Origin of the sequence: Prevotella sp. P3-122 (genome assembly GCF_002251365.1) — a bacterium.
Lineage (GTDB): Bacteria > Bacteroidota > Bacteroidia > Bacteroidales > Bacteroidaceae > Prevotella.
Map to the genome: position 1 here is coordinate 1 of NZ_NPJH01000007.1, position 22,418 is coordinate 22,418.

Genomic DNA, 22,418 nt, shown 5'->3' on the forward strand with positions numbered 1-22,418 from the left:
ATCTAGAGTCTCAGGTCCCAGCTTTCTTCCATATTACGACTGCATCGGTACACGATTCAAAGGCAATGAAGGAGATTCCCTATGAATCAGGCTCATACTATGTATTTGACCGAGGCTACAATGCATTCAAGGAACTCTACAAGATTTGTCTGAATGAATCATACTTCGTGGTTCGGGCGAAGAAGAACTTGCAGTACAAGTGTACGAAATGGAAACGTAGATTGCCTAAGGATGTGCTTTCTGATTCCGTTATTAAACTCACGGATGTGAACACACAGAAGAAGTGTCCTGAGAAACTTCGACTTGTGAGATTTCACGATGACGAGCAAGATAGAGACTTCGCATTTTTGACGAATGCATTCCATCTTACCACTCTCGAAATTGCCAATCTCTACAAGAACCGATGGCAGATTGAGTTGTTCTTCAAGTGGCTCAAGCAGCATCCCAAAATTAAGAAATTCTGGGGCACTACAGAAAACGCTGTCAGAATACAAATTTGCTCTGCAATCATAACTTACTGCCTTGTCGCCATCGTCCAACACGACATGCAACTAAAGCGGTCAACCTATGAGGTCCTGCAGATTTTGAGCATCTCACTAACGGATAAGACTCCACTGAGAGATCTCTTCGAAAAGACTAATTTCAACGATGTCAAAGAACTCGATTATCCCCTCTTTGAGGGACTATTTGATTAAATTTAACTTCGTCCCATTTTTAACGGGACACTAATGACTTCAAGAATAATATATTATAATGCGTTACTCCATATTTCTGATAAACCCAACCAAAAAGGATGGCAAGGCTATTAACCCGACCATCCTTCTGGACTATGTTCGTACAATCAAGAGTAGAATTTTAGCTAACATCGGTTTCTAACCTTGTTCTACTCATGGAGTAAATCAGAAAAGAAAGTCTGCGCAACAATCGCATGGAGAGTGTTACCCAGGTTATGAATCTGGTGCTTTGTAAGCTAATCTCTAGAATAATCGAAGTATCTCCATACTACGGCAGCAGACTTTTCCTCATAATTCAATTTCCTTGATCTGGTCAAGAACGTTACCACCTTGCTCGATAGCATCAAGCATATCAAATACTCGGTCGCTCCATCCAGCAATGAGAACTAAATCATTGTCTACCAAATTCAATGGTGACTGTCCATAGCCATTCAAGTCGAAGAGGTAGAGCTTCGCTTTAGGTGCAATCTCTTTATACTTTTTCCACTCCGATTGAATCGTTTGACCGCTGCCATAACTGTTCCACATCTGACAATCGGTAAACATCATCACCTTGTCCATCTGAATGCTCTTATTACGAAGATATTCAATAACCTTATAGCCATTAGTAGAATAACCTACCTCGCCTTCACGCTTGTACATCTGTTCAACATTACTTAGAATACCTCGTAAAGGCATAGCAACGGCTTTCCAAGTATCTCCGAAGATACCTGTCACTACATTCTCGCAGCGATTTCTTAATAACATTGCAAGTACAAGTCCGATGTCATAGTTCTTCACAGAGCTTTTTGGACTTATTGGAGTATACATCGAACCAGATACGTCACAAGCAATCAGAACACGAGTCTCTTTTCTGAATCCTTTGATGTTTTGTGCAGAAGCTTGTACCGCATATTCCAACGAATCCATAATTATAGGGACTTTGCCGTTGCATACAGTCTTCAGTTCTCGATAAGCAGAGAGAAAACGGAATGGAAATTGCTTCGACTTCAAGACCTCTTGAGCATCGCCAATGCGTTCCGCAACATCCTTGATGGTGTTGTCATCAACATCAGCTTCGAGAATGTTCCTGAGGTTACGCAACAGAGCCATGTAACCCAACTTGCCACTAGCAATGAGTTCTGTCCATTTTTCAGCAAATGCAGCCTTTTTCGCCTCTGCATCCTCATACTTCTCCTGTCCAAGAGCCGACAATTCTGTTTCCCAAGTATATGGTGTCTGAAGAGTTTTGTTTACAATCTTGTTAAACAACTCCTGCTGAGCATCATCCTTAGCCTTTGGGTGTACCAGAAACAGGGCGTCGCGAAGCTTCACTTCGAGATTGTCTCGGTCGTATTTTGCAAATTGGTATTCGTCGAAGCGGTTGAATGCTTGCTGAAGACCTACTTGAACCTGGTGCGACAAACGAGCAAGCTTCTTTATCCCTTCCTTCTTGTTACGCCACTGGTAGCAGATAAGGAGTTCCATAATCTCGTCGGCACGAAGAACGACTTTCTCAATGGTGCGACTCACAAGATTGTCACCGCTATGCAACTTGGCAAGTTCCACAGCGAGGAACAATGGTATGCTTCTGAGATTCATTTCCGTACGTGCATACACCGCGAGCTGTGCAACAAACTTATGGTCACACTTGCTGATTAGTGCAGACATACGATTTATCTGCTCCTCAGCCGTCTCATAGAATTTGTTTGAGAGTGAAGATGTAACGACGGCGGTATACAACTCCATCTCTGGAGAGAGCTTGAATGATTCAGCTCCTTCATGGTTGAGTACTTGTGACTCTTCCTTGACGATAGTGTTAAACTTTGACATAATGTTTGTTGTTAAATGTTTGAAAATAGAACCAGTGCAACAGGCGTAACGGCTCTTTTATATGCCCTTTCTGAATTCTGGGAGTAAGGAACTCCCGTTCATCATTCCTTGTTAGGATAAGGCTACCTGGATCGCGAAGTAATCTGTTACTACGGCAACTGGTATGTATTAAGCCAACGCAACTAACGCAAAGACTGTTTATGGTAACTAGACATACTCGAAGTAAGTCTTCACTACGGCAGTTGGCATGTTTCTATGTACCGATGCAACACTTGAAAAGAAGTTTAGTCCACCCAGACAACTGGGTGCCGGTCATTCGACTAGTGAGCTGTTACGCATTCTTTAAATTATGGCTGCCTCTAAGCCTAAATCCTAGCTGTCATCAAGACCAGACCATCATGAGAAGTAATTCTTTTCTACGGCAATCGGTTTCGTGGTGCAAAATTACGATAATCCTCTAAGGTGTCAAATTAGAGTATATGTATAATGAAATACTATCCCTTTATCACAGCAATTGGAAGTAACTTCGTCTTTACTTTTACAAGATCAGACTCATTGGCAATGACGGTGTCAATATCCTTGTAAGCACCAGATGCCTCCTGCATGTCATCCTGACAACGGATTGCATGAATGATGCCTTTTGCTTCAAGGTTGCGTACCTCTGCATTCATATCCAAGGTTTTGATTGCTGCTTTACGTGATAATACGCGACCAGCTCCATGTGAGCAAGAGCAGAATGAATCTGGATTGCCAAGGCCTTCAACTATGTATGAAGCAGTACCCTGTGAACCAGGGATGATGCCGATTACACCTTCACGAGCAAGTGTCGCTCCCTTGCGATGAACAATTACGTCCTTGCCGAAGTGGTGCTCAAAGGCCGCATAGTTGTGGGCAATGTTGATCATTGGCTCAAACTCAATGCCTTTCAGAGAATCAGCAATGACTTCCTGTATGCGCTCCATCATGAGCCTGCGGTTGCAAAGTGCAAAGTCGATGCAGTATTTCATCTCGTTCCAGTATGCCCCGAACTCTCTTGTCCCATGAGGAAGGAAAGGCAGGCGAATTTCTGGTGATACAACCGAGTGCCATTTCTCGTTGAGCGAGACAGCAATCTTGTTATAGTAATCTCCAACCTGCTTTCCAAGGTTACGTGAACCAGAGTGGATCATAATCCAAAGATTTCCTTCCTCGTCCTTCTGAAGTTCGATGAAGTGGTTGCCGCCTCCAAGCGTACCAACCTCATGGAGTATAGAATGCTGACGACGCTTTACAATCTCCATTTTATCAATATCGTGACCTTGTGGCAGATACTTTGCATCCTGAGCCTCTTTGTGATGCTCCATTCCGAGTGGGATTCTTGCACGGATGCCCTTCATGATTTCCTTACGGATAACATGTGGCGGCAGATCTTCCATCTTCCAATTGGTCTTTACAGCGCACATGCCGCAACCAATATCCACGCCAACGGCATTCGGTATTACTGCGCCGTCACATGCCAGCACACCACCGATTGGCATTCCCATACCAGCGTGAACGTCAGGCATGATTGCTAAATGATGATGGAGGAAGGGTAGGGTGGTCAGATTCTCTATCTGACGCATTGCCGTTTCCTCCACATCGTTCGTCCAAATCTTAACAGGACGGTTGTTGATGATTTTAACTTCCATAGTTTTCTTTCTTAATAATATTAATAATGTGTGGTGCGTTAGCTCATTTCTATACACATCTGGTGTTCCGGATTGCGAGTGACAACGTGCGAAGCATCCTCGCACGAAAGAAATAGGGCTTGTCGAGCTTGCTCGGTGCCCGTCTCTGATTTCCGAGTGCAAAGTTAGATACGCACTACGCAATCTTTCTGCGTAACTGCAAAAATCTGCTAAAAATCAATGAAAAAAGTGCATTCTCCGTGAACTGCGCAAATAGATTGAGTAGATATTTTGTAATTTTGCACCAACGAACTTATCGAACGACTTGAAACTGATCAGGAACATATGAACCAGCTTATGGCTACTTCTACTATCCGTGAGAAAGTGGATGTGGGTTTCGTAAATGATCTCATTGTTGAGATACGTAAAAAGCAACTAAATATCATTTGACCATGCCAGCAAATAAGAACGCTCTCATTCGTTACAAAACCATAGATAATTGTCTTCGCAACCGCTATCGCCGTTGGACACTCGAAGACTTGGTTGATGCTTGTAGTGATGCTCTCTATGATATGGAAGGCATCCGAAAAGGTGTGTCTGTACGTACTGTCCAGGGGGATATTCAGATGATGCGCTCAGATAAACTCGGCTATAATGCTCCAATCGAGGTGTATGAGCATAAGTATTATCGTTATGCCGACAAGGATTATAGCATTACTGATATGCCATTGTCACAGAATGACTATGAGGTGATGCAGGAGGCTGTGGATATGCTTCGCCAGCTTCAGGACTTCGATCAGTTCTCGGAAATGAGTGATGTGGTAAGTCGTCTTCAGGACAAACTATCTATTAGTCAGAACAACCGTAAGCCGATTATTCACTTTGATAACGTGCCTGATCTGAAGGGGTTGAAACTCCTCAATCCACTGTACAACTACATCGCCCACAAGCAGACATTGCGTATTATGTATCAGGCATTTTCAGCTCGCCAGCCACAGGAGTACATCCTTTGTCCCTACCTTCTGAAGGAGTTTCGCAACCGCTGGTTTCTCTTTGGTAGTAAGGCAACAAACCTCTTGCTCTTCAATCTTGCTCTCGACCGTATCGTTAGCGTAGAACCCGTGGATGTGCCGTTTCGTGAGAATCCAGATTTCGACTCAGAACACTTCTTTGACGATGTGATTGGAGTGAGTAAGAATATCAAGAACACCCCACGACGCATTAAGTTCTGGGCATCGCGCGAACAGAGTCAGTATATCATGACAAAACCAGTTCACCCTTCGCAGAAATTGAAACGTAGAAACGAAGAAGACGGTAGCTGCATCTTTGAAATTGAGGTTGTTATCAACTTCGAGATGTACTCCGTCTTCATGTCTTATGGTCCTGGCATCAAGATCATCTACCCACGCCAAGCATGTGCTTATATGCGAGAAAAACTCCGTGAAGCAGCTGATTTGTATGATGAAAATGTAGAACCTCCCATCCGCAAGTAATCTCCAATAGCACTCTTCATGGCAGCAAAGTGCTTGGACACGTCAATCATGATAGTTGAAACGCGCGTATTGTCCGATTCGGTACTCCATCCCCCCTTACCCCACAATGCGACTTGAGGCAATACACAGGTTCTAACCACAAAGAATAAACTCTTACCCGAATTCAGTTATAAAGGGTCTTGCATAGGCACGGTTTTCTGTGTAGATATTCGGCACGTATTGCCTTGCTGTCATGATCCACTTGGCAGGTACGGAGATGAAGCTGAAGACAAAAGCCTTTATGCGACTCGTTTCCTTGAGCCCGAAAGCCTTGGTGTCAAGCTTGCTAATGATGGTCTTATAGAAATTGTGTATCAATGCCGTAAGCAGAAGAAAGACCGTGTTCTCTGCCATGAACGACTTTGGGAGCCTGTTCCAGTCGAACGTTTCTTTAAGCGAGCGCAGAGGACAAACTTGTTTGGACTATGCCGAGCGCAAGAAACGAAGGTAGCATTACTAATCCGTTGTTCATATCATCGAATATACGTTCCTTGCCACCACGTTTGTTGTAAAATTTGACGATGTCTCTTGTAGATGAGTCATAGTCATTTGTCAGAATACAACGGTAAGTGTATTCACCTTCCCATAAGTCAAGATCACCGTTTGTACGTCTTTGTCTCTGAATGACAAGACGATAGCACTTGTCTTCCCATTTCTCAACGAGAATAGAATTGAGTTCAAACTGGATGCCGCCCGATTTCCTCCGTCTTCCATCCCCTCAGTGCAAACAAGTCATCGTAGAGCGAACTGCATCTGTTGGCGCGGATGTAGAAGTGCGTACAATGCTTCTCTATCTCACCGTAGGTCTTGACCTGATCAGAAGTATAGGAGATGTTATCCTGTGTCAGTTTCTTGATGGCTCTGAGGATGGTGTCAGAACTGCATGTACGTAGCATTGGATGATATGAGAGATGGCGCATTGGATGCGATGTTACATCCTCCACGCATGAGCCTCCACAGAAGTACACGCTCATCGGCGAACGGACAATCTCGCTGTATTGATAGCCGATAATACTGCGGCATCTCTGACCAAGTGTATGGTCGATAATAAGTGAAAGCATGGAGTCAAATTGCTCCATGATTGAAAAAATGCCTCCAAAAGGTGTGAGCCCTTCAATCCTACTTCTCATATTACCTTTAAGTTTTTTTTAAACGATGTTTGAATCTGGGTGCAAAGGTACGATGTTTCAGGAAAATAGGCATTTCTATTTAGTCCAACTATTCTGTCTATTTAGTTAGGGTGTACAGTTTGATGTACAAATATCAGTAGCAACGCCCTGAACCAAAGGTCGCCGGCTGCAAGGAAAGGCAAAGGGCAAAAGAGTAATTTGTCCTGCCGTTATCTACGTTTTTGCCCTTAGCAGGGGCGACCATCAACTACATGAAATAACATAGGGTGTCGCTACGCTCTACCCTGGGCTATGCGCTTTTGCGCTTACAGCGCGACAATTACCGACATGAACTTCAGAATTAGGATATTCAATTTTTGCACAACGAACTGGACATCCTAATTAGTTGTTCAGCTTTTACCAGTCTTTATTCTTAACTGCTAAAATGTGGCTACATTTCAATCGGTGATGGACATTCAAAATGCTCTGTTGTCGAACAGTTCTCCTTTTATATCAATGATTTTACTTGCCTTGATTTGCGTGTTGTCGTCGAAGGTAATCTTTTGTTCGTACTCATCCCAGGACTTGATGAGACCCGAATGTGTCTCATATTTGCCACCTTCCTTCTGCAAGTCAGGAACAAAGTATGTAATGCGGACATACGGATGTCCGTCGAGGTGCGCTAAAAGTAATGTGATTTTCTGGTTGAGCACTTCGCACTCACTCTCAGAGAGTTCTATCGCCTTGTCTGTCAGTCTTGCCGTTTCACTGATGGCTGCACTATGCCCTGTTAGAGCCGCAAAGGGAGCGAACTGAGCTGCACGCTGATACATGGTCATTTGTGGCCTGACCTTTGATACATGGTGGGGCAAGTCAATGATATGGGCGTATTTATCCATTAGGCTTTGTGTCCTCCTATCTGTTTATTGCGTTCTATGGCTGTAGCCCCTTCTTCAAGGTTTAGTCCCCGAAGTATGGAGTTCTTGCCGAACTTGCTCTTGATACTCAGCAGTGTCTCCTGCATCCTTCGCTCCTTAGCCTGTGCCTCTTCCTCGGCTTTATGTTGTGCCTCCAATGCTTCATAGTCGGTGAACAGGTCTAACTGTATGGGAGTGGAGCTCGTTGTTCTGGCACTCTCTTCACTGATGACATGGTTGGTTGTTAGTGTTAGGCGACGTATCAGCAGGTTGGGGTTGACAATCCGGTCGTAGAGGGATGCTACAGCCTTCATAATCTGTCTGGTAGATGAAGTGTGCTTGTCCAAGTTGGCGGTTCCATGAGCCTGCTTTGGTACTTGACGGCCATAATGGTCTGTCGTGACATCGCCATGGTAGCTGTCACGAATGTCTGGGTTCGTCAAAGACTCGATGTCATAGCCTACTGTCAGCACCAGTTGGTCTGTAACGAGCCGTTTGCTCACAAGGTCGAGAGCAACGGCATCCGCCATCTCCTGGGCAACGACCCTTGCTTTATGGAATGTGTAGGGCTCTGTAAGCACCTGTCCGCTGCTCAGCGAATTGGTCTCAGGTCGATAGGCTTTCACATAGTCCATCGTGACAGGTTCCCATCCCCAGGCATGGTCGATAAGGAGTTCCGCATTTACACCAAAGAGCTTGTAAAGCAGTCCCTCACGCTCTACGGAACAGAGAGCCACATCGCCCATGGTGTACATACCATATTGAGCAAGTTTTTCTGCTATGCCTTTGCCCACACGCCAGAACTTGGTGATTGGGGTATAGTCCCACAGCTGTTCCCGGTAACTCATCTCATTGAGTTCCGCAATGCGCACACCGTCCTTGTCAGCAGGAGCCTTCTTTGCCATGATGTCCATGGCTATCTTGCAGAGGTAAAGGTTTGTGCCGATGCCGGCAGTAGCCGTTATCCCGGTATTCTTCAGTACATCACGTATCATGGTCATGGCAAGTTCATGTGCCGTCATCCTGTATGTGTCAAGGTAAGCCGTTACGTCCATAAAGACCTCGTCGATGGAATAAACGTGAATATCCTCTGGAGCGACGTATTTCAGGTATATCTGATAGATACGTGTGCTGTATTCAATGTATTTGGCCATGCGAGGAGGGGCAGCAATGTAGTCAACTTCCCAATCTTCGTGAACTTTGAGTTCCTCGTCCTTCCACGACTTTCCAGTCAGGCGACAGAAAGGGCTCTTGTACCTTCGCTCATTGTTGACTGCGTCTTCCTCCTCCTCGCTCGGGATAGCCCGAGCAAGCTCGGCTCTCCGCTCGCTCCTTCGTCGGTTAACTTCACGCAACCGCTGCATAACCTCAAACAGTCGTGCCCTTCCTCCAATGCCGTAGGCTTTGAGGGAAGGGGAGACAGCCAGACAGATGGTCTTCTCTGTCCTGCTCACGTCTGCCACAACAAGATTGGTGGTGAGCGGATCGAGACCACGTTCTACGCACTCCACAGAGGCGAAGAACGATTTCAGGTCGATGGCTATATATGTACGGTTGTCCTCGGCCATAATACTATTGATTGTTAAGATGATATGTCTCGCATATCCTTGCTATTTCCTTGATGCTTATGTTGCCATGTCATGTACCACCAGCACGTTAACTTTCGTCTTCCTCCTTCTTGCAAGGCATAACCCAAGCGAGCTTGGGATTCTGCTCTTGCTTCGTGCGTCGGTTCTTTATGACCGTAGTCACATGACCCGCCTATCCATACATAATATGTTGTCGAGTCCTGTACCATCACTCTACTGGTGCCCATTTGCAACGAACAGGAGAGACGATTGCGCCCTCTGCCTTCAACTGCTTCATGGCTGCATCCACCTCTTTGCGGTCGAGACCGCTGAGCTCTGCGATTTTACCTGCGTTGAGAGGCTGTCCTGCCTCCTTCATTGTTGCTAATACTTTTTCTTTTGCGTCCATTGTTTTAACGATTATTATAGGTTGTATCTAGTGTCATAGACTCATCTGTTGCTTCTTATTTCCAATGTTATATCCATATACGACCGCTTGCCGTCTATATAGTCGGCATAGAGCAATTCTTCGCATCGGCCTTTAAGAACATGGCATTTGCCGCACAACTCACAGTTGTGTAAGCATTTCCATTCATTCAGGACATAATTCAAACGCTCTTCTCGTGTAGATGATTCAATACTCGGTACGGTCATAATATGATTGTATGCAGATAGGCCACTAAGGCAATCTGCATAATGATTTTTAAAGGTATGCCATACTTGAATTTCTTGTGCATCGTCTTGTGATGCCAAAGTCGCATACCTGCCCATGCTCCGATACTGCCACCTATGGCAGCCATCGTCAGTAGTGTAGCTTCTGATATGCGCCATTTGCCTTTCTTTGCCTTGTACTTGTCAATGCCGTACAAGAGGAATGTGGCAATGTTGATTGCAAGGAGATAACAGATGATTTCTTCCATTTATCCGATGTATTCAAGGAAAGCGTCCACCTGCAATCTCAGATTCTTCTTTTGTGCTTCGGTCAGTATCATGCGCCCTTCCGTCCAAGCCTCCATATTCAGTTGGATGCCAGTCTGAGGTTCTGTCATTACTTCTGCACGGATAAACGGCAGCGTGAGCAGTTCGGTAAGTTTCTCACGGCACTTGGATGTTGCCGATGCGCCACCAGCACCGCTAAGAGCCACCTTCTTGCCGTTGATGGCAAGCGGAGTCTGACGATCTCCTGCTATGAGCGGACGTGACAGCCAGTCGATGAGATTCTTCAAATGACCTGGGTAACTGTAATTGTATTCAGGAGAGAATATCCAGAGTGCATCCGCCTCTGCTACTTTTTCCCTCACTCTCTTGACCGCTTCGGGCGCAGGAAACTCGATGTCCTGATTCATCAGCGGCACATCCGAATAGTCGAGATATTCCACCGTCGCACGCCCGGCAAGCATCTCTTCCACCTCTTCTGCGAGCTTCTTGTTGAACGATTCCTTGCGTAAGGAACCGATGATAAAAAGTATCTTCTTCATTGTCTTCGTATATTTTGATTTTCATTATTGCATCTCGGTTAATGTCCAACCATGATCGCCATGGTAAATCATCTGCCGGGTCATGCCACCGTCGATGCAGATATTCTCGCCTGTGATGAATCCTGCCTTGTCGGAGCAGAGGAACAGCACCATATTGGCGATGTCCATCGGGTTGCCAACACGTCCTGCAGGCTGCTGCACCGCATCTGCGCCATCGTACTCCTTATAATCAGTGTCTATCCATCCTGGCGAAATGGAGTTGACCCTTGCCTTGTTCCGAAGTGTGACGGCAAGGGCGTGGGTGAGGGCAGCAATACCTCCTTTAGCAGCAGTGTAGCTCTCTGTCTGCGGCTGACTCATGCGGTCGCGCGAGGATGATATGTTTACTATCGATGCTCCTACGGCAAAATACGGAGCAAGCAGCTTGACAAGATAGAAAGGTGCAGTAATCCCGACTGTCAAGGCATACTGAAACTCCTCCCACGTACATTCATCCAACCCCTTCATCAGAGGAAGGGCATTGTTGATGATATAATCCACCTTACCGTATTTGCCGATTATTTCATCGGCAAAGGCTTCCAGCACCTCCTTCTTGGAAATGTCCCCAACGAAGTGGTCTCCCTCTCGCACATCAATGACCGCAACAGAAGCCCCTCTCTTTCGGAACTCCTCTGCGATACATTTGCCGATGCCATGCGCACCGCCTGTCACGATTGCCACCTTATCTTTATATTCCATAGCGGTTATCTTATTGTAGTAGACGTTCAATTATTTGTTACATATAAATCCAATGGCATCTTTGACTGCTCTGTCAAATGCCGTATCCTGCCCGGGAACTGTGATGAAAAGATGTACGGCTCCTTTATATTCTATCCGTTGTATCTTTCCGCACATTCTTTCTGCAAGATTCAATCCTTGATCGCGCAGAATGTCCCTTTCTGCAGCTATGAGTAAAGTTCTCGGAAGCATATTCAACTCTTCATCACTACACAGGCCTACGCTGATGGCGGAACAGCGATTGTCTGCATTGATGGTGTACGCCCGATTGAAAGCTTCCATGATTTCGGCATCCAAACCAAAGCCTTTACCATATTGCTTCCATGATTCCGAACCATCGTCAAAAGCCTTTGTCACAGGGTAGAACAGAAGCAAGGATTCTATTTTGCCGCGGCATGTTTCTGACAAAGCTGTGGCCAGGGCAAGGTTGCCTCCCGAACTGTCACCGCCAATGGTGATGTGGTTGACATCAATATGCAGCTCTGCAGCATGGTTGATGATGTAATTGACGGCAGAGATACAATCGTCCAGTCCTTCAGGATAAGGGTGCTCTGGAGCCAAACGATAGTCAAGAGCTATAACTCTCATCTTGCCCGATGCAGCCAGGGCATCACAGAACCTTCCACAACTATTGATGCTCCCAAAAGTCCAGCCTCCTCCATGCAGATACAACAAGACTGGAAGGCGTTGGTCTTGACTTCCCTTGGGCTCATAAAGGCGCATGGATGGGGTAATCATCTTTGTTTCCACATGGTCAGAATACTTGGGTGGAGCATTCCGGGCATTGCGGACAGCTGTCAACTCTTTGTTATCTCCATCTATAGCTCTGAGTATAGCCAATGTCTGTTTGTGTTGTAGGTCTGACGGCATGTTACGTAGAAATCCATCTGCCTGGATGCGCATCAAACATTGTTCTGCTACCTCTGCCACCTCTTTCTCCTCTTTTGACTTTGGGAAGAAGATGGCAATTGATAAGTGAGAACCGTCGGGCAACAGAACGATCCCAACATCGTTTCTATCTTGTCTTCCGTCAGAAGAAGGAAAACCAGAACCTGTCTTGTGAATCAGTTTGCCGTCTTTGGGCAAGACTGCTGCTATGCGTTGCTGACCCGTATTACAATCAGCCATTGTATCCCAGATAAAGGAGAGATTCTTGTTGTCATCCCTATGAAGATAAAACCACTCCAAGAGCCTTGCCATTTCTTTTGGAGTGGCTGAGTTTTCTATGGCTCTATGAGGAATCTTTTTCATCTCCTTCTCCGTCAGTTGCACATGGATGTCTTTGAATCCAAGCGTATGGATATATTTCTCTACTGCATCCGGCTGTCCGCATGATGCAAACAAAAGGTCGCACGCATTATTGTCGCTCTGTTTCAATGACCATTCTATTAACTCTGCAAATGTGAAATAACGCATACCTTCAAATATTGAAAGCATAGGCGACCATGTCTCAGCGTCCAGACTGTCCTTGTGTACAAGAACAGAGTCGCTCAGTGTCAGTCCTTTCTTGTGCAAGTAGTCTGCTACGTATAAAGCCTGTGGAAATTTCATGACGCTGTGCATGGCAAAAGCACTATCCTCCTGATGACCGCAATATAATTCTCCATTCATAATGCTTGCCCCATATGAAAGACATGGGGATTGACTTTTCGCCTCTGTAGTCTGGATGTAAGCCAGGAAAAAGGTGAGAAGCAGAAAGAGTAGGATTTCGCTCACTCGTTGAGTTCCTCCCGTGGGGGTGAATTTGCAACGAACAGGAGAGACGATTGCGCCCTCTGCCTTCAGCTGCTTCATGGCTGCATCTACCTCTTTGCGGTCGAGACCGCTGAGTTCTGCGATTTTACCTGCGTTAAGAGGCTGACCTGCCTCTTTCATTGTTGCTAATACTTTTTCTTTTGCGTCCATTGTTTTAACGATTTAATGTGTTAATATTATATTGTTATGCTGTCTCCTTCGTGCCCGATGCACCAAAAGGGGACATCCTTTTCTTTGCAGAAAGGCTCCATGCGCCACGCACTCTCAAACCCACTCATGACAAAGTGCATTGGAACAAACATCCCAACCTTGAAGCGGTCGATAAATTGACGCCCTCCAAGCGTATAGCCATTGCCAATGCGTCCGTCCACTGGAAACATCACAAGGTCAAACGAGTCGGTAATCTTTCGGATGTCTTTAAGTTCACCAAGGAACCGCTTCTCCTCTGCCACAGGATTGATGTATTGACCAAACTCTTCACTGAAGACCTCTCCTTCAGGCGTGCCGTCAACAAGAAAGCGTGCGTACCAGTTGCACAAGTCACCAGCGTGAAAGATGGTTTTACCTTCTGTCTCAACAATCCAGCTCACGCCACTGTCATTGCTGCCCGTGGCTGACACTTTCAGGTTCTCGTCTTCCCATACCGTTCCTTTGGCCATCCATACATCGGCATCCTCTTTCTGCGCTCTTCTTCGTTTGAGTATATCCTTTGACAGGATGTATGTGATATTGGGGATGCGATTCTTCCACTTGAAGATTTCTTTTGTGAAGTGGTCCTCATGGAAGTGGCTTGAAAACACGTACACATGTTTACATGTATTCATGTACCCACTCATGACATCGGCTGGATCCATCCAGTAGTCAAAGACCAGGATGCACCGAGCCGTTTCAATAAGGAAGCCACTATGGAAGATGTATCTGAGTGTCATCATTTCAAAGCCTTACCGTCTGAGAATGCCTTTCCAATGGTCTTGCCAAGTTCGATGTAACCATGATGTATCGGGTCGAACACGATGAGTTCCATCTTCTCCATGTCGGGCTTGCCATCCTCTGCCAGATAGTTCTCATCCACAAGGATGTTGACTATCTCTGCAACGATGTAATAGCCCTCTTCCGACTCGTCAATCTTTTCCTTGATGCGACACTCCAAAGTCATAGGAAAATCTGTAAATACGGGAGCGTTAACCATAGTTGCCTTCTTGATGTTCCATCCTGTTTTCTCCATCTTTTTTGGATCGTTCTTGGCAGAAACAATACCCACGAAATCAGAACCCACCATGGTTTTCTTGGTAGCGAATGCAACGGTAAACTCACCGCCATTTTTTAGGTTGTCTGTGGTAACGTGATTTCCCATCGAGATCATAATCTCTTTCATGTCCCACTGTCCTGCCCAGGCAGCGTTCATTGCATTGGCAACTCCATCCTTATTATATGTGCCTATAATCAGCACAGGCTGTGGTACTACCCACGGCTTTGGTGCAAAACTTTTCATATGCTTCGTTCTTTATTTTGTTATCTATTCATGTGTAAATACGCCATCAGCGCAATCTGTATCACTTTAAATTCCCAACTCCACATCCTTGCCGAATGGTGCGAGCGAAAGCCCGGCCATCTTGAAATGCTGTTTTCCCCAAGGAATGCCGATAATGGTTATACATAAGAGAAAGCCGAAGAACAGATGCATGATGCAAGCCCACAAACCTCCGAAAATCAGCCAGAGTAAATTCAGCGGGATGCGAATGCAACCAGTTGGACTGTTCGTTTCTCTTACCGTAGAACCAAAAGGCCATAGGCAGAGCAGACCAATCTTGAATGTCTGTATTGCAAAGGGAATGCCGATGATGGTACATGCAAGAGCCAGACTCCCGGTGAAATAACCGATGGCAGCTTCGAGACCTCCGAAGAGCCACCAAAGTAAGTTTCCTATTATGCGCATAAAATTATTCTTTTGTATTCTTGTTAATTTCTTGCCATTCCTGATGCTCCTCCAGATGATTGGTCTTTACCAGTACACTCTGGAAGCCGAAGTTTCTGCCAGCTTCGGCATTCTCGGCACGGTCATCGAAATAGAGGGTGGTGGCAGGATTCAATCCAGTCTGTTTCGTCATCTCTTCATAGATTTCGACGGATGGCTTCTCCTTCCGCATGGCGTATGAGAGGAATACTTCATCAAACAACTCGTCCGTGGAATATCCATGCTGCTTCATCAGACAGACCGACTTCTGCCAAAGCGTGTCGTTGATGTTGCTGAGCAGATAGACCTTGTACTGCTTCCGAAGTTTGACTAACGCTTCCAGTCTTTCTACGGGCAGATTACCACACAGCTCTTCGAGCACTTTTTCAATATCCTCGGTTGTGGTTCCTTTACGGCAAAGACTCAGCATCTCTTTCAATGTTTCTGATTCCGCTACAAGACCATTAATATATTGGTGCATCAGTCTCTTGATCTTGCGGACATGGATTAGTCGCTTGAACGCCGTTACGCCCAGGCTCTCCATGGATTTCACAACAGAAGCATCATCAATGTTCACGATGACACCTCCATAATCAAAGACGAGTGTTTCTATCTGTTTCATGCTCATTTTCTTATTGTTACAATTCTCTTATGACATGCTTGATGGCAGCTGCCGGGTGATACAAAGTCATTCTTGGCCCACCCCAGCGCATCACTTTGCACATTCGTTCTTTCATCTGAGGACGATAGCAGTGGATGGGACACTTTTTGCAAGTTGGTTTGTTCTCGCCAAACTTACAGCGTTCCAGTCTTGCAGTAGCGTACTGTAGCAACTCTTGGCACCCAGGACATAATTCATTATTGCCCTCCTTCTTCCTGCAGTACAAACGTATCATCTGCTCCACAACTCGCTGCTCTTCCTTTATTCTTTTCATCTTTTTATTTTAAGAATGGATCAAGCGTAGCCAGCAGTTCGGCTTTATCTACCACACCGCTTGTGCGCCACAATACTTCTCCGTTTCGGAAGAGCATCAGCGTAGGCACGGATTGAATGCGGTATTGGCTTGCTGTTACGCTGTACTTATCTACATCCACCTTGATGATGCGGATTCTGTCACCCAGCACTGTCTTCACCTGCTCCAAGATGGGGTGCATCATCTTGCATGGCTGGCACCATGTGGCGAAGAAATCGACCAAGACAAGTTGGTCGCCTGATATAACGTCTTTGAATGTTTCCATCTTTATCTGTCTATTTCTGTGAATCGGTTAAATGTCCTTCCGTCTCTTGTTATTTTCTCGAAAAACATCTTCTCGGGACGAACCCAGTATGCTTCCTCACCATATAATGCTTGATATACTACCATGCGTTCCTGAGTCTCGCTGTCATATGCGGAATGGATATACTTGTACATTCCTCCCTTGAAGTGACGGAAAAATCTTTCTTCTTTAACTGAATACTCCATGAGCATCTTCTGTACCAACGGGGCATACCAAGTCCTGACTTCCTGCTCTGTGGGCGTGTGTCCGCCAGGGAAGTGATAGCTGTTGTTATAGTGCTGCAAGAACAACGGCTCAAAATGAGCCAGTGTGTCTTGTTCACCAAATAGTCCCCACACACGATCCTTGTAATACGGATTACAATAGTCAAACTGTAAGGCTTCGAGCTGCTCAAACTCATTGATGAGTGATTCGTTGATGACTATTGTCTGATTACCGTCCATGCGCGGAGCCTTGTACTCATGTTCGCCAATGCGTTCTCTCAGGAAGTCCGTCATCTTGAAATGAGGATTACCGAGCAAGGCAGGGATGCCAACGACAGGAGAAAGCATCTGTGCAAGGAAAGCCCCGCAACTGTTGCCTATGAGCAGGTCTGGCTTCTCCTTGTCGATAAGCATGCGTATGTATTTCAGTGCTTCCTTGGGATGGAGAGGCAGATCGGGAGTCAGCACGATGGCTTGCCCATCAAAGGCCTCCCTCAGTACTCTCGCCATCGGACAGCTGCCAGTAGCAAAGAAACCATGTAGGAACAGTATCTTTTTCATGCTATTTATTCTTTGTCTTGTGGATTGTCAGATATGCCCTTTCTCTTGATTGGCCCAGAATGATTGCCACGGTTCAGCTTGATGCCATGCTTGTTCAGTATGCGGAACACAGAGCTTCGGCTTCTGAAACCGCTGGCTCTCCATACTTCATCAATGGGATGACCTGCAACATACAGGTTGATGACTGTCTTTTCTCTGTCGAGCTTCTGCATCTTTGCTGACGAGACGGTAGGTAGTGACACTATCATCTTCTCCTGTAAATTGACGACATGCTCCGCAGACTTACGCAGGGCAAGAACCTCTTCCGGCAAAGCACCCATCATTTCCAATACATCGGACGGCCTTGTTTCGGGAAACAGCTCGTTCCTTGAATCAATCTGGTCATGGATGCTTACAATACGGATGACCTTGACTCGGCAAAATTCCAGAAATGTTGCCAGTTCCCGACTGCCACGCAAGGCATTGGAAAACTTGGATATAACAAGTTCGTCGCCCCTTTGCAGGGCAACCATCAGTTGTTTCCAGAGCGGTCTGTTGCGTTCGTTCTCGTCACTTTCTTCAACGATACGGATGCAACCATAGTCGTTCATCCACTTTCGGTCTTCCTCCAGTCTGTCGTACTGGGAGATAGCCATGATGTAGCCAATTTTTGCCATTGTAAAAAGGTATTTATCTGATATTATGATGGTTAGATACAACCTAACCTTACAGCCATCCGTTTGTGGTAGTGAGGTTTGGTCATACGCATCATTCTATTTTGCGTGCAAAGTTACAAATTATATTCAGAATAATAATCATACTGAGGCAATATAATTAACCTTTCTTGATTATTTAACCTTGTTTAATGCTTTCCATGGTTGGTAATTTATCATACTTTATAGAGTATGAATAACAAAATAATTTAAAGTGGCATTATTTTCATTGTGGTATGGAAAAATATCCGTATCTTTGCACTCGAATTTAACACATAAATGCCAATGAAATATAGGATAATACCACACTGTTTCCATTATCAGCGTTGCCTTTGCAACCCTTCTGCTTCAGGTCTCAAAAGCGAAATGAAAGAAAGTAAAGCAAGTGAAAGAAAAAAGACTCATAAGAGTTTAATCTTTCACTTGCTTTTTTTATGTACCTTATTTATTTCCTCTTCGTGTTCTACTGGAACTCAATATGATTTTGAGTCTTCTGAGGACGCTTTGAGGAAATATAATAGCTTCTTTCATTCCATACAGGAACAACAAGTAGTCAATTCTGAACAAATGGCTGCTTACATCAACCAGTGGCAAGAGTTGTCAGATACAGTCCTTCATTACATCGAGAAAGACCCAGCGTTCACAGCTCATGCCGGCTTGTCAATGGTGTTTGCGGAAAACACGGACTCCATCCGCACGGCTCTGCTAAGACTGGCTGATAAATGCACGTTGAGCGATGTGGCATACGTGAAATTACACACATCTAAATATGCTGAAGAGAGTGGACTTGATTCCTTAAAACAGGCTGCTGGTAATTTCTATTCCAGCTTGGATAAGAATCCAATCTATAATAAAGATGTACATGAGATACTTGCAGACTACTCCAAGTACCTTTCTGAGGTGAACAGGATGGGAATCCATTCAAAGAAAGAGTTCCTCAATTACATAGCCAATGAGGACAGACACTTCCGCTCTTTTCTTGCGCATCTTGACAAATGCTCCTCAATGAATATGACTGGCATTACGAACCTGACAACCGACATCTGTACAAATGTATATTCAAATGCCTCCAAGAAGATAATTTCCGCAGAGGAAGCACTGGTTTATATGTCCATGAGAACCAACCGCCGATTGATTCTCAATGCAAAGATCTGCCACGAGGTACTAAAAAGAGGTAAGATAAAAGATGCTCCTCAAGCCAATGCCTATTTGTGGATGATGCTCCAGCCGTACCTGTCGATGGATTCCTTTGGCGTGGCAATGCTTACTCCCGAACAGTCACAAGCCATGACAGATATTGCGAAGGACTTCCAGGCGATTGTTTCAAGGCTTGACAGCAAACATCTTTTAGACAAGGAACTGTCCGATAAATTGCCAACACAGCTCATGCGTTTATACATATCAACTCTCTAATCAACCTCGAAAATGTTACAGGAAGCCATCTACAAATTCAAAACGTCAGGACCAGTAATCCTGCCAGATCTCATAGATAATGTTTTCCTCAGCAAGGTCACTTCCTATGAGGATTACGCCATTCTTCTGTATGACGTTCCCAAGCCTCAGTCTATGGAGAATGTCCTGGAAATGTTGGAAATGAATGCTGATCTTGCCATCCTCTATCATCTGGAACCACCAGTTGATACGGTCTTCGGCCATGAGAGCTGCGCCTACTGCTTCCCCGTCACGGAACGGATGTTCAAGATTAACTGCAAGACACATGTTGACGGACTTGTCCACCAGCTCAATGTCACGATATACAACTCCATTGAGGTGATGTCAGCTGACCTCTTTGAAGACCTACGTCTTCACGAGAAGCGTGGAACCTTCAAGGTGAAACGTGAACATGTTCAAATCATGAACGACTTCAACTGCGGTCTTTGATGGAGAAAAGAACGTTTTATCTTATAGCTGACATCATACATCAAAACAGGACATGGATAAAGGTCATAGACACGGAAAGGCTTATAGAGATGAGAATACCTCAGGATGGTGTGTTGAAAACCCTGTTCTACAAGGCTATCACTCTTCAAAGTTACAGAGAGCATTACTCTTTCATCAAATCACGCACATGGAATATAAGTGAATATGACTTGAACCAAGGAGTGGCAGCCCTGTGCAGGAAAGACCCGTCCGCATCTGTACGTGTCAAGAGGAATGCCCTCACATTGCGTGATGTTGAATACATTATCGAAAAAGCATCTTTTGGAATAATAAAACTTGAACTCGACGATTATGAATACTAAGAAAAAGGTATATGCCTTCTACATTACCATCATAGTGCTAAGTGTGCTTGCAATGATGGTGTTTGACTTGAACCTGATGGCCAAATCCATACTGTGCCTGATTGTGTTCTTCTGTCTGTTGGTCATGCGTAGTATTCGGAATGCTTATCAGTTGCCCGATGATATTGACCCCGATACAATGCAGCCTGTCGGCTCTCTACTAAAAACTGAGAAGGAGGACATCCACGCTCAGACTGACCATGGCTCTAATGTCGATCTGTATCTTCGTCTCCTGATTGAGGCAGATGAAAAGCTTTCAAAAGACCCAGAGATTGACCAGATGTCTCCCAGTTATAACATCCAGTTGAACAGATACATTGCTGCACGACTGGAGTCATTGGAATCTGCCTCAAAATAATCCTCAAATAAAATAACGATTAAATATGACACTGACTCTTACCATCATTCGTTTCATCTTCCCTTTCCTGCTCTTGGTGGCGTTCTTCTGTCTATACAAGAAGGAATACAAGTTTATGAAAACATTCATGTGGAAGATGGTCTCACTCCGTAACAGCAAGCTTTTCTATGTCAGCATGGTTACGTTCCTTCTCATCTTCATCAACTGGTGCTGCTGTATGACAGACCCGAACATAGCTGTGGCTCTCTCCAGTCTCATTACTCTGATTCTTATATCCAGAAAGATTATGGTTAGCGCACTGAGACTGTTGCATGAGAGGAAGCGGCTTTGGTTCTTCACTGTATTTGTGGCAATGGTCTGCTATGCCATTCCGTATATGAACAGTGTCTTTCATCTGTTCTTCACACTCAGTATGGCAGCGGTCTTTTACCCATCTGAAAAAGTGCTTGCGCTTTGCGATGATTCCAAACCGCTCAAAAAGCATGAAGAACGGTTGGAACAGATATTCAAAAACTACTATTAAATGCCACTTGTTTGTGGCAGAGATTAGACAACACTTGCTCTGGTAAATAACATATCAAATTAAAGAATGACTCAAATGAACCAATCATCAAAACATGTCTCTTCTGAGGGAGAGACTCCACAAAGTGTGGATCGTTCATTGCTGGAGTTTCTCAAACCCAAATCGGAGGAACGTTACAGCAAGCTCGAAGCCTATTGCGACCTGTTGTCCAGAGCATCCGCAGGTGCATACGCCACACCTGAAGCCGAAGGTGCGTTGCAGTTGCTGCCTGGCCAGTTCGTTGCCACCATCTCAGAACTTTCACGCCAATGGAAATGGCAGCGTGCCACTGTACGGCAATTTATCGCAGGGCTGGCAAACCTCGGACATATTTCTGCCAAGCCTTACTCCAAGAGCTTCATCTTTTCGGTCAACCTCTCACAGCGTCTGTCTCTCTTTGTTGAGACACCAGACGATATTCTTGACTTCTGTGCCATGCAGTTTGTGCGCTATCTCAAAGGCAGGACAAGAGCAAAGGAGGTGGCGGAATCTTACAACCGGTATTATGCCTTGAAGTTGGACATGGCGAAGAAAGAAGGGAATGGCGGAATACCTGCACGACACGTGCTTAATGAGCAGACTGTCATATTCGACGGCCTGGCAGTATCGATGCTTCATGTCCTCGATGCACACAAACAATTGCCTGAAGAGTTATCAGACTCGGTCGGGCTCCTGTTCGGTAAAGACCATGTCTGGGACTGGCACAAAGTGATTGCTACACTTGGCATCATGGCTGCTGCACTACGCACCAACAGCAAGCCAAGTTATATGGCAGAAGTGACATCGGAGTATTCAAAGGGTGAGGTAATTCTCATGGACTGCATCTTCGAGCATTACAGCTCAGGTGTTGAATCCACCTATTACGATAACCCTCCATTTCCCTCAATTAGCGGACATAAGCAGCCACCGACCCAGCCCCCTTCGGTCTCTTCTTCTGCTGAAAACAATGACTATTGAATCACCCTTTATAATAACCATCTCGCCAAAGCGTTTCAGACGCTCCGTAGGCACTTTGCTGAATGGAGTTAAGCAACGATAGGCAGCGTGCTTGCACGTGCCACTTTTTTTCAGTCTCGGGAAGCCTAATACCCCGACCTCCTAACGTTGTCGGGAGGGCTGACCAGATAAACAGCAAGCTGGGTCAGAAATGCTCATCTAAGAGACGTTGTTTAGCCGACTGAAAAAAGGCTTTGAAGATGG

At 45.3% G+C, this 22,418-nt stretch carries 25 protein-coding genes, 1 pseudogene and 1 other annotated feature; of the genes and pseudogenes, 8 read left to right on the forward strand and 18 right to left on the reverse strand.

What is annotated here, in order from left to right; translation table 11 throughout:
- Window positions 1-695, forward strand: a 695-nt coding sequence (locus CIL02_RS01215) for an IS4 family transposase (protein WP_141210075.1), incomplete at its 5' end; no start/stop codon positions are given.
- Window positions 696-1,022: 327 nt separating this feature from the next.
- On the opposite strand, the gene CIL02_RS01220 is transcribed toward CIL02_RS01215, so the two are convergent.
- Complete coding sequence (locus tag CIL02_RS01220) at window positions 1,023-2,546, reverse strand: TROVE domain-containing protein (RefSeq protein ID WP_094398671.1); 1,524 nt, start codon at window positions 2,544-2,546, stop codon at window positions 1,023-1,025.
- 308 nt (window positions 2,547-2,854) lie between these two features.
- Window positions 2,855-2,938 (reverse strand) — a sequence feature (23S ribosomal RNA rRNA prediction is too short).
- A 102-nt stretch (window positions 2,939-3,040) separates the two neighbouring features.
- The gene (locus CIL02_RS01225) at window positions 3,041-4,213 is read right to left on the reverse strand and encodes an RtcB family protein (protein ID WP_094398672.1); all 1,173 of its coding nucleotides are present in this window, start codon (window positions 4,211-4,213) and stop codon (window positions 3,041-3,043) included.
- 431 nt (window positions 4,214-4,644) lie between these two features.
- On the opposite strand from CIL02_RS01225, the gene CIL02_RS01230 reads away from it, so the two are divergent.
- Window positions 4,645-5,685 (forward strand): YafY family protein, encoded by a 1,041-nt coding sequence (locus CIL02_RS01230; protein WP_094398673.1) that lies wholly within the window; start codon window positions 4,645-4,647, stop codon window positions 5,683-5,685.
- 153 nt (window positions 5,686-5,838) lie between these two features.
- Here the strand turns inward: CIL02_RS01230 and CIL02_RS01235 are convergent.
- From CIL02_RS01235 to CIL02_RS01315, 16 genes and pseudogenes are all read right to left on the reverse strand, one after another.
- Window positions 5,839-6,854: pseudogene (locus CIL02_RS01235) on the reverse strand (transposase).
- A 455-nt stretch (window positions 6,855-7,309) separates the two neighbouring features.
- Entirely contained in the window at window positions 7,310-7,732 is a 423-nt protein-coding gene (locus tag CIL02_RS01240) for a hypothetical protein (RefSeq protein WP_094398674.1), read from the reverse strand.
- Window positions 7,732-9,318, reverse strand: a complete 1,587-nt coding sequence (locus CIL02_RS01245; protein WP_027324298.1) for a DNA methylase — start codon at window positions 9,316-9,318, stop codon at window positions 7,732-7,734. The genes CIL02_RS01240 and CIL02_RS01245 overlap by 1 nt, the downstream gene beginning before the upstream one ends.
- Window positions 9,319-9,547: 229 nt before the next feature.
- Window positions 9,548-9,727: a transcriptional regulator gene (locus tag CIL02_RS01250; protein ID WP_027324297.1), complete on the reverse strand. Its 180-nt coding sequence runs from the start codon at window positions 9,725-9,727 to the stop codon at window positions 9,548-9,550.
- Between the two features lie 241 nt (window positions 9,728-9,968).
- Window positions 9,969-10,238 (reverse strand): DUF1294 domain-containing protein, encoded by a 270-nt coding sequence (locus tag CIL02_RS01260; protein WP_094398676.1) that lies wholly within the window; start codon window positions 10,236-10,238, stop codon window positions 9,969-9,971.
- Complete coding sequence (locus CIL02_RS01265) at window positions 10,239-10,796, reverse strand: NADPH-dependent FMN reductase (RefSeq protein ID WP_094398677.1); 558 nt, start codon at window positions 10,794-10,796, stop codon at window positions 10,239-10,241.
- A 24-nt stretch (window positions 10,797-10,820) separates the two neighbouring features.
- Window positions 10,821-11,534: an SDR family oxidoreductase gene (locus CIL02_RS01270; RefSeq protein WP_094398755.1), complete on the reverse strand. Its 714-nt coding sequence runs from the start codon at window positions 11,532-11,534 to the stop codon at window positions 10,821-10,823.
- Between the two features lie 30 nt (window positions 11,535-11,564).
- Window positions 11,565-13,478 (reverse strand): alpha/beta hydrolase fold domain-containing protein, encoded by a 1,914-nt coding sequence (locus CIL02_RS01275; protein ID WP_094398678.1) that lies wholly within the window; start codon window positions 13,476-13,478, stop codon window positions 11,565-11,567.
- A gap of 26 nt (window positions 13,479-13,504) precedes the next feature.
- A complete protein-coding gene (locus tag CIL02_RS01280) occupies window positions 13,505-14,257 on the reverse strand; it encodes an MBL fold metallo-hydrolase (RefSeq protein WP_094398679.1) in 753 nt (250 codons plus the stop codon).
- Window positions 14,257-14,820, reverse strand: coding sequence for a flavin reductase family protein (locus CIL02_RS01285; RefSeq protein WP_027324293.1), 564 nt, complete (start codon window positions 14,818-14,820; stop codon window positions 14,257-14,259). Before CIL02_RS01285 ends, CIL02_RS01280 begins: the two co-directional genes overlap by 1 nt.
- A gap of 66 nt (window positions 14,821-14,886) precedes the next feature.
- Entirely contained in the window at window positions 14,887-15,264 is a 378-nt protein-coding gene (locus tag CIL02_RS01290; protein WP_027324292.1) for a YccF domain-containing protein, read from the reverse strand.
- A 4-nt stretch (window positions 15,265-15,268) separates the two neighbouring features.
- On the reverse strand, window positions 15,269-15,904 hold the full coding sequence (locus CIL02_RS01295) for an HAD family phosphatase (protein WP_170934978.1): 636 nt from the start codon (window positions 15,902-15,904) through the stop codon (window positions 15,269-15,271).
- Between the two features lie 16 nt (window positions 15,905-15,920).
- Window positions 15,921-16,217, reverse strand: coding sequence for a nitrous oxide-stimulated promoter family protein (locus tag CIL02_RS01300; RefSeq protein WP_094398681.1), 297 nt, complete (start codon window positions 16,215-16,217; stop codon window positions 15,921-15,923).
- A 4-nt stretch (window positions 16,218-16,221) separates the two neighbouring features.
- Window positions 16,222-16,521 carry a thioredoxin gene (gene trxA / locus CIL02_RS01305; protein ID WP_094398682.1) on the reverse strand — a complete coding sequence of 100 codons (300 nt, stop codon included), beginning with the start codon at window positions 16,519-16,521 and terminating at the stop codon, window positions 16,222-16,224.
- Between the two features lie 2 nt (window positions 16,522-16,523).
- Window positions 16,524-17,324, reverse strand: a complete 801-nt coding sequence (locus CIL02_RS01310) for a YqiA/YcfP family alpha/beta fold hydrolase (RefSeq protein ID WP_027324289.1) — start codon at window positions 17,322-17,324, stop codon at window positions 16,524-16,526.
- Window positions 17,325-17,329: 5 nt separating this feature from the next.
- Complete coding sequence (locus CIL02_RS01315; RefSeq protein WP_094398683.1) at window positions 17,330-17,980, reverse strand: recombinase family protein; 651 nt, start codon at window positions 17,978-17,980, stop codon at window positions 17,330-17,332.
- Between the two features lie 603 nt (window positions 17,981-18,583).
- On the opposite strand from CIL02_RS01315, the gene CIL02_RS01320 reads away from it, so the two are divergent.
- From CIL02_RS01320 to CIL02_RS01345, 6 genes are all read left to right on the forward strand, one after another.
- Window positions 18,584-19,429: a hypothetical protein gene (locus CIL02_RS01320; protein WP_240513486.1), complete on the forward strand. Its 846-nt coding sequence runs from the start codon at window positions 18,584-18,586 to the stop codon at window positions 19,427-19,429.
- A 12-nt stretch (window positions 19,430-19,441) separates the two neighbouring features.
- On the forward strand, window positions 19,442-19,897 hold the full coding sequence (locus tag CIL02_RS01325) for a hypothetical protein (RefSeq protein WP_027324286.1): 456 nt from the start codon (window positions 19,442-19,444) through the stop codon (window positions 19,895-19,897).
- Window positions 19,897-20,259 carry a hypothetical protein gene (locus CIL02_RS01330; RefSeq protein WP_094398685.1) on the forward strand — a complete coding sequence of 121 codons (363 nt, stop codon included), beginning with the start codon at window positions 19,897-19,899 and terminating at the stop codon, window positions 20,257-20,259. The genes CIL02_RS01325 and CIL02_RS01330 overlap by 1 nt, the downstream gene beginning before the upstream one ends.
- Window positions 20,249-20,656 (forward strand): hypothetical protein, encoded by a 408-nt coding sequence (locus CIL02_RS01335; protein WP_027324284.1) that lies wholly within the window; start codon window positions 20,249-20,251, stop codon window positions 20,654-20,656. The genes CIL02_RS01330 and CIL02_RS01335 overlap by 11 nt, the downstream gene beginning before the upstream one ends.
- A gap of 25 nt (window positions 20,657-20,681) precedes the next feature.
- Complete coding sequence (locus tag CIL02_RS01340) at window positions 20,682-21,179, forward strand: hypothetical protein (RefSeq protein WP_094398686.1); 498 nt, start codon at window positions 20,682-20,684, stop codon at window positions 21,177-21,179.
- A gap of 75 nt (window positions 21,180-21,254) precedes the next feature.
- Window positions 21,255-22,175 carry a hypothetical protein gene (locus CIL02_RS01345; RefSeq protein WP_094398687.1) on the forward strand — a complete coding sequence of 307 codons (921 nt, stop codon included), beginning with the start codon at window positions 21,255-21,257 and terminating at the stop codon, window positions 22,173-22,175.
- Window positions 22,176-22,418: the final 243 nt, after the last annotated feature.

Bases quoted from the DNA above. Each gene is read 5' to 3' on its own strand.
- CIL02_RS01270 (WP_094398755.1), bottom strand. From the start codon at position 11,534: ATGGAATATAAAGATAAGGTGGCAATCGTGACAGGCGGTGCGCATGGC.
- CIL02_RS01240 (WP_094398674.1), bottom strand. From the start codon at position 7,732: ATGGATAAATACGCCCATATCATTGACTTGCCCCACCATGTATCAAAG.
- CIL02_RS01295 (WP_170934978.1), bottom strand. From the start codon at position 15,904: ATGAAACAGATAGAAACACTCGTCTTTGATTATGGAGGTGTCATCGTG.
- trxA (WP_094398682.1), bottom strand. From the start codon at position 16,521: ATGGAAACATTCAAAGACGTTATATCAGGCGACCAACTTGTCTTGGTC.
- CIL02_RS01345 (WP_094398687.1), top strand. From the start codon at position 21,255: ATGAACCAATCATCAAAACATGTCTCTTCTGAGGGAGAGACTCCACAA.
- CIL02_RS01275 (WP_094398678.1), bottom strand. From the start codon at position 13,478: ATGGACGCAAAAGAAAAAGTATTAGCAACAATGAAAGAGGCAGGTCAG.
- CIL02_RS01340 (WP_094398686.1), top strand. From the start codon at position 20,682: ATGACACTGACTCTTACCATCATTCGTTTCATCTTCCCTTTCCTGCTC.
- CIL02_RS01290 (WP_027324292.1), bottom strand. From the start codon at position 15,264: ATGCGCATAATAGGAAACTTACTTTGGTGGCTCTTCGGAGGTCTCGAA.
- CIL02_RS01285 (WP_027324293.1), bottom strand. From the start codon at position 14,820: ATGAAAAGTTTTGCACCAAAGCCGTGGGTAGTACCACAGCCTGTGCTG.
- CIL02_RS01325 (WP_027324286.1), top strand. From the start codon at position 19,442: ATGTTACAGGAAGCCATCTACAAATTCAAAACGTCAGGACCAGTAATC.
- CIL02_RS01250 (WP_027324297.1), bottom strand. From the start codon at position 9,727: ATGGACGCAAAAGAAAAAGTATTAGCAACAATGAAGGAGGCAGGACAG.
- CIL02_RS01310 (WP_027324289.1), bottom strand. From the start codon at position 17,324: ATGAAAAAGATACTGTTCCTACATGGTTTCTTTGCTACTGGCAGCTGT.
- CIL02_RS01280 (WP_094398679.1), bottom strand. From the start codon at position 14,257: ATGACACTCAGATACATCTTCCATAGTGGCTTCCTTATTGAAACGGCT.
- CIL02_RS01300 (WP_094398681.1), bottom strand. From the start codon at position 16,217: ATGAAAAGAATAAAGGAAGAGCAGCGAGTTGTGGAGCAGATGATACGT.
- CIL02_RS01230 (WP_094398673.1), top strand. From the start codon at position 4,645: ATGCCAGCAAATAAGAACGCTCTCATTCGTTACAAAACCATAGATAAT.
- CIL02_RS01260 (WP_094398676.1), bottom strand. From the start codon at position 10,238: ATGGAAGAAATCATCTGTTATCTCCTTGCAATCAACATTGCCACATTC.
- CIL02_RS01330 (WP_094398685.1), top strand. From the start codon at position 19,897: ATGGAGAAAAGAACGTTTTATCTTATAGCTGACATCATACATCAAAAC.
- CIL02_RS01225 (WP_094398672.1), bottom strand. From the start codon at position 4,213: ATGGAAGTTAAAATCATCAACAACCGTCCTGTTAAGATTTGGACGAAC.
- CIL02_RS01335 (WP_027324284.1), top strand. From the start codon at position 20,249: ATGAATACTAAGAAAAAGGTATATGCCTTCTACATTACCATCATAGTG.
- CIL02_RS01315 (WP_094398683.1), bottom strand. From the start codon at position 17,980: ATGGCAAAAATTGGCTACATCATGGCTATCTCCCAGTACGACAGACTG.
- CIL02_RS01220 (WP_094398671.1), bottom strand. From the start codon at position 2,546: ATGTCAAAGTTTAACACTATCGTCAAGGAAGAGTCACAAGTACTCAAC.
- CIL02_RS01245 (WP_027324298.1), bottom strand. From the start codon at position 9,318: ATGGCCGAGGACAACCGTACATATATAGCCATCGACCTGAAATCGTTC.
- CIL02_RS01265 (WP_094398677.1), bottom strand. From the start codon at position 10,796: ATGAAGAAGATACTTTTTATCATCGGTTCCTTACGCAAGGAATCGTTC.
- CIL02_RS01320 (WP_240513486.1), top strand. From the start codon at position 18,584: ATGGCTGCTTACATCAACCAGTGGCAAGAGTTGTCAGATACAGTCCTT.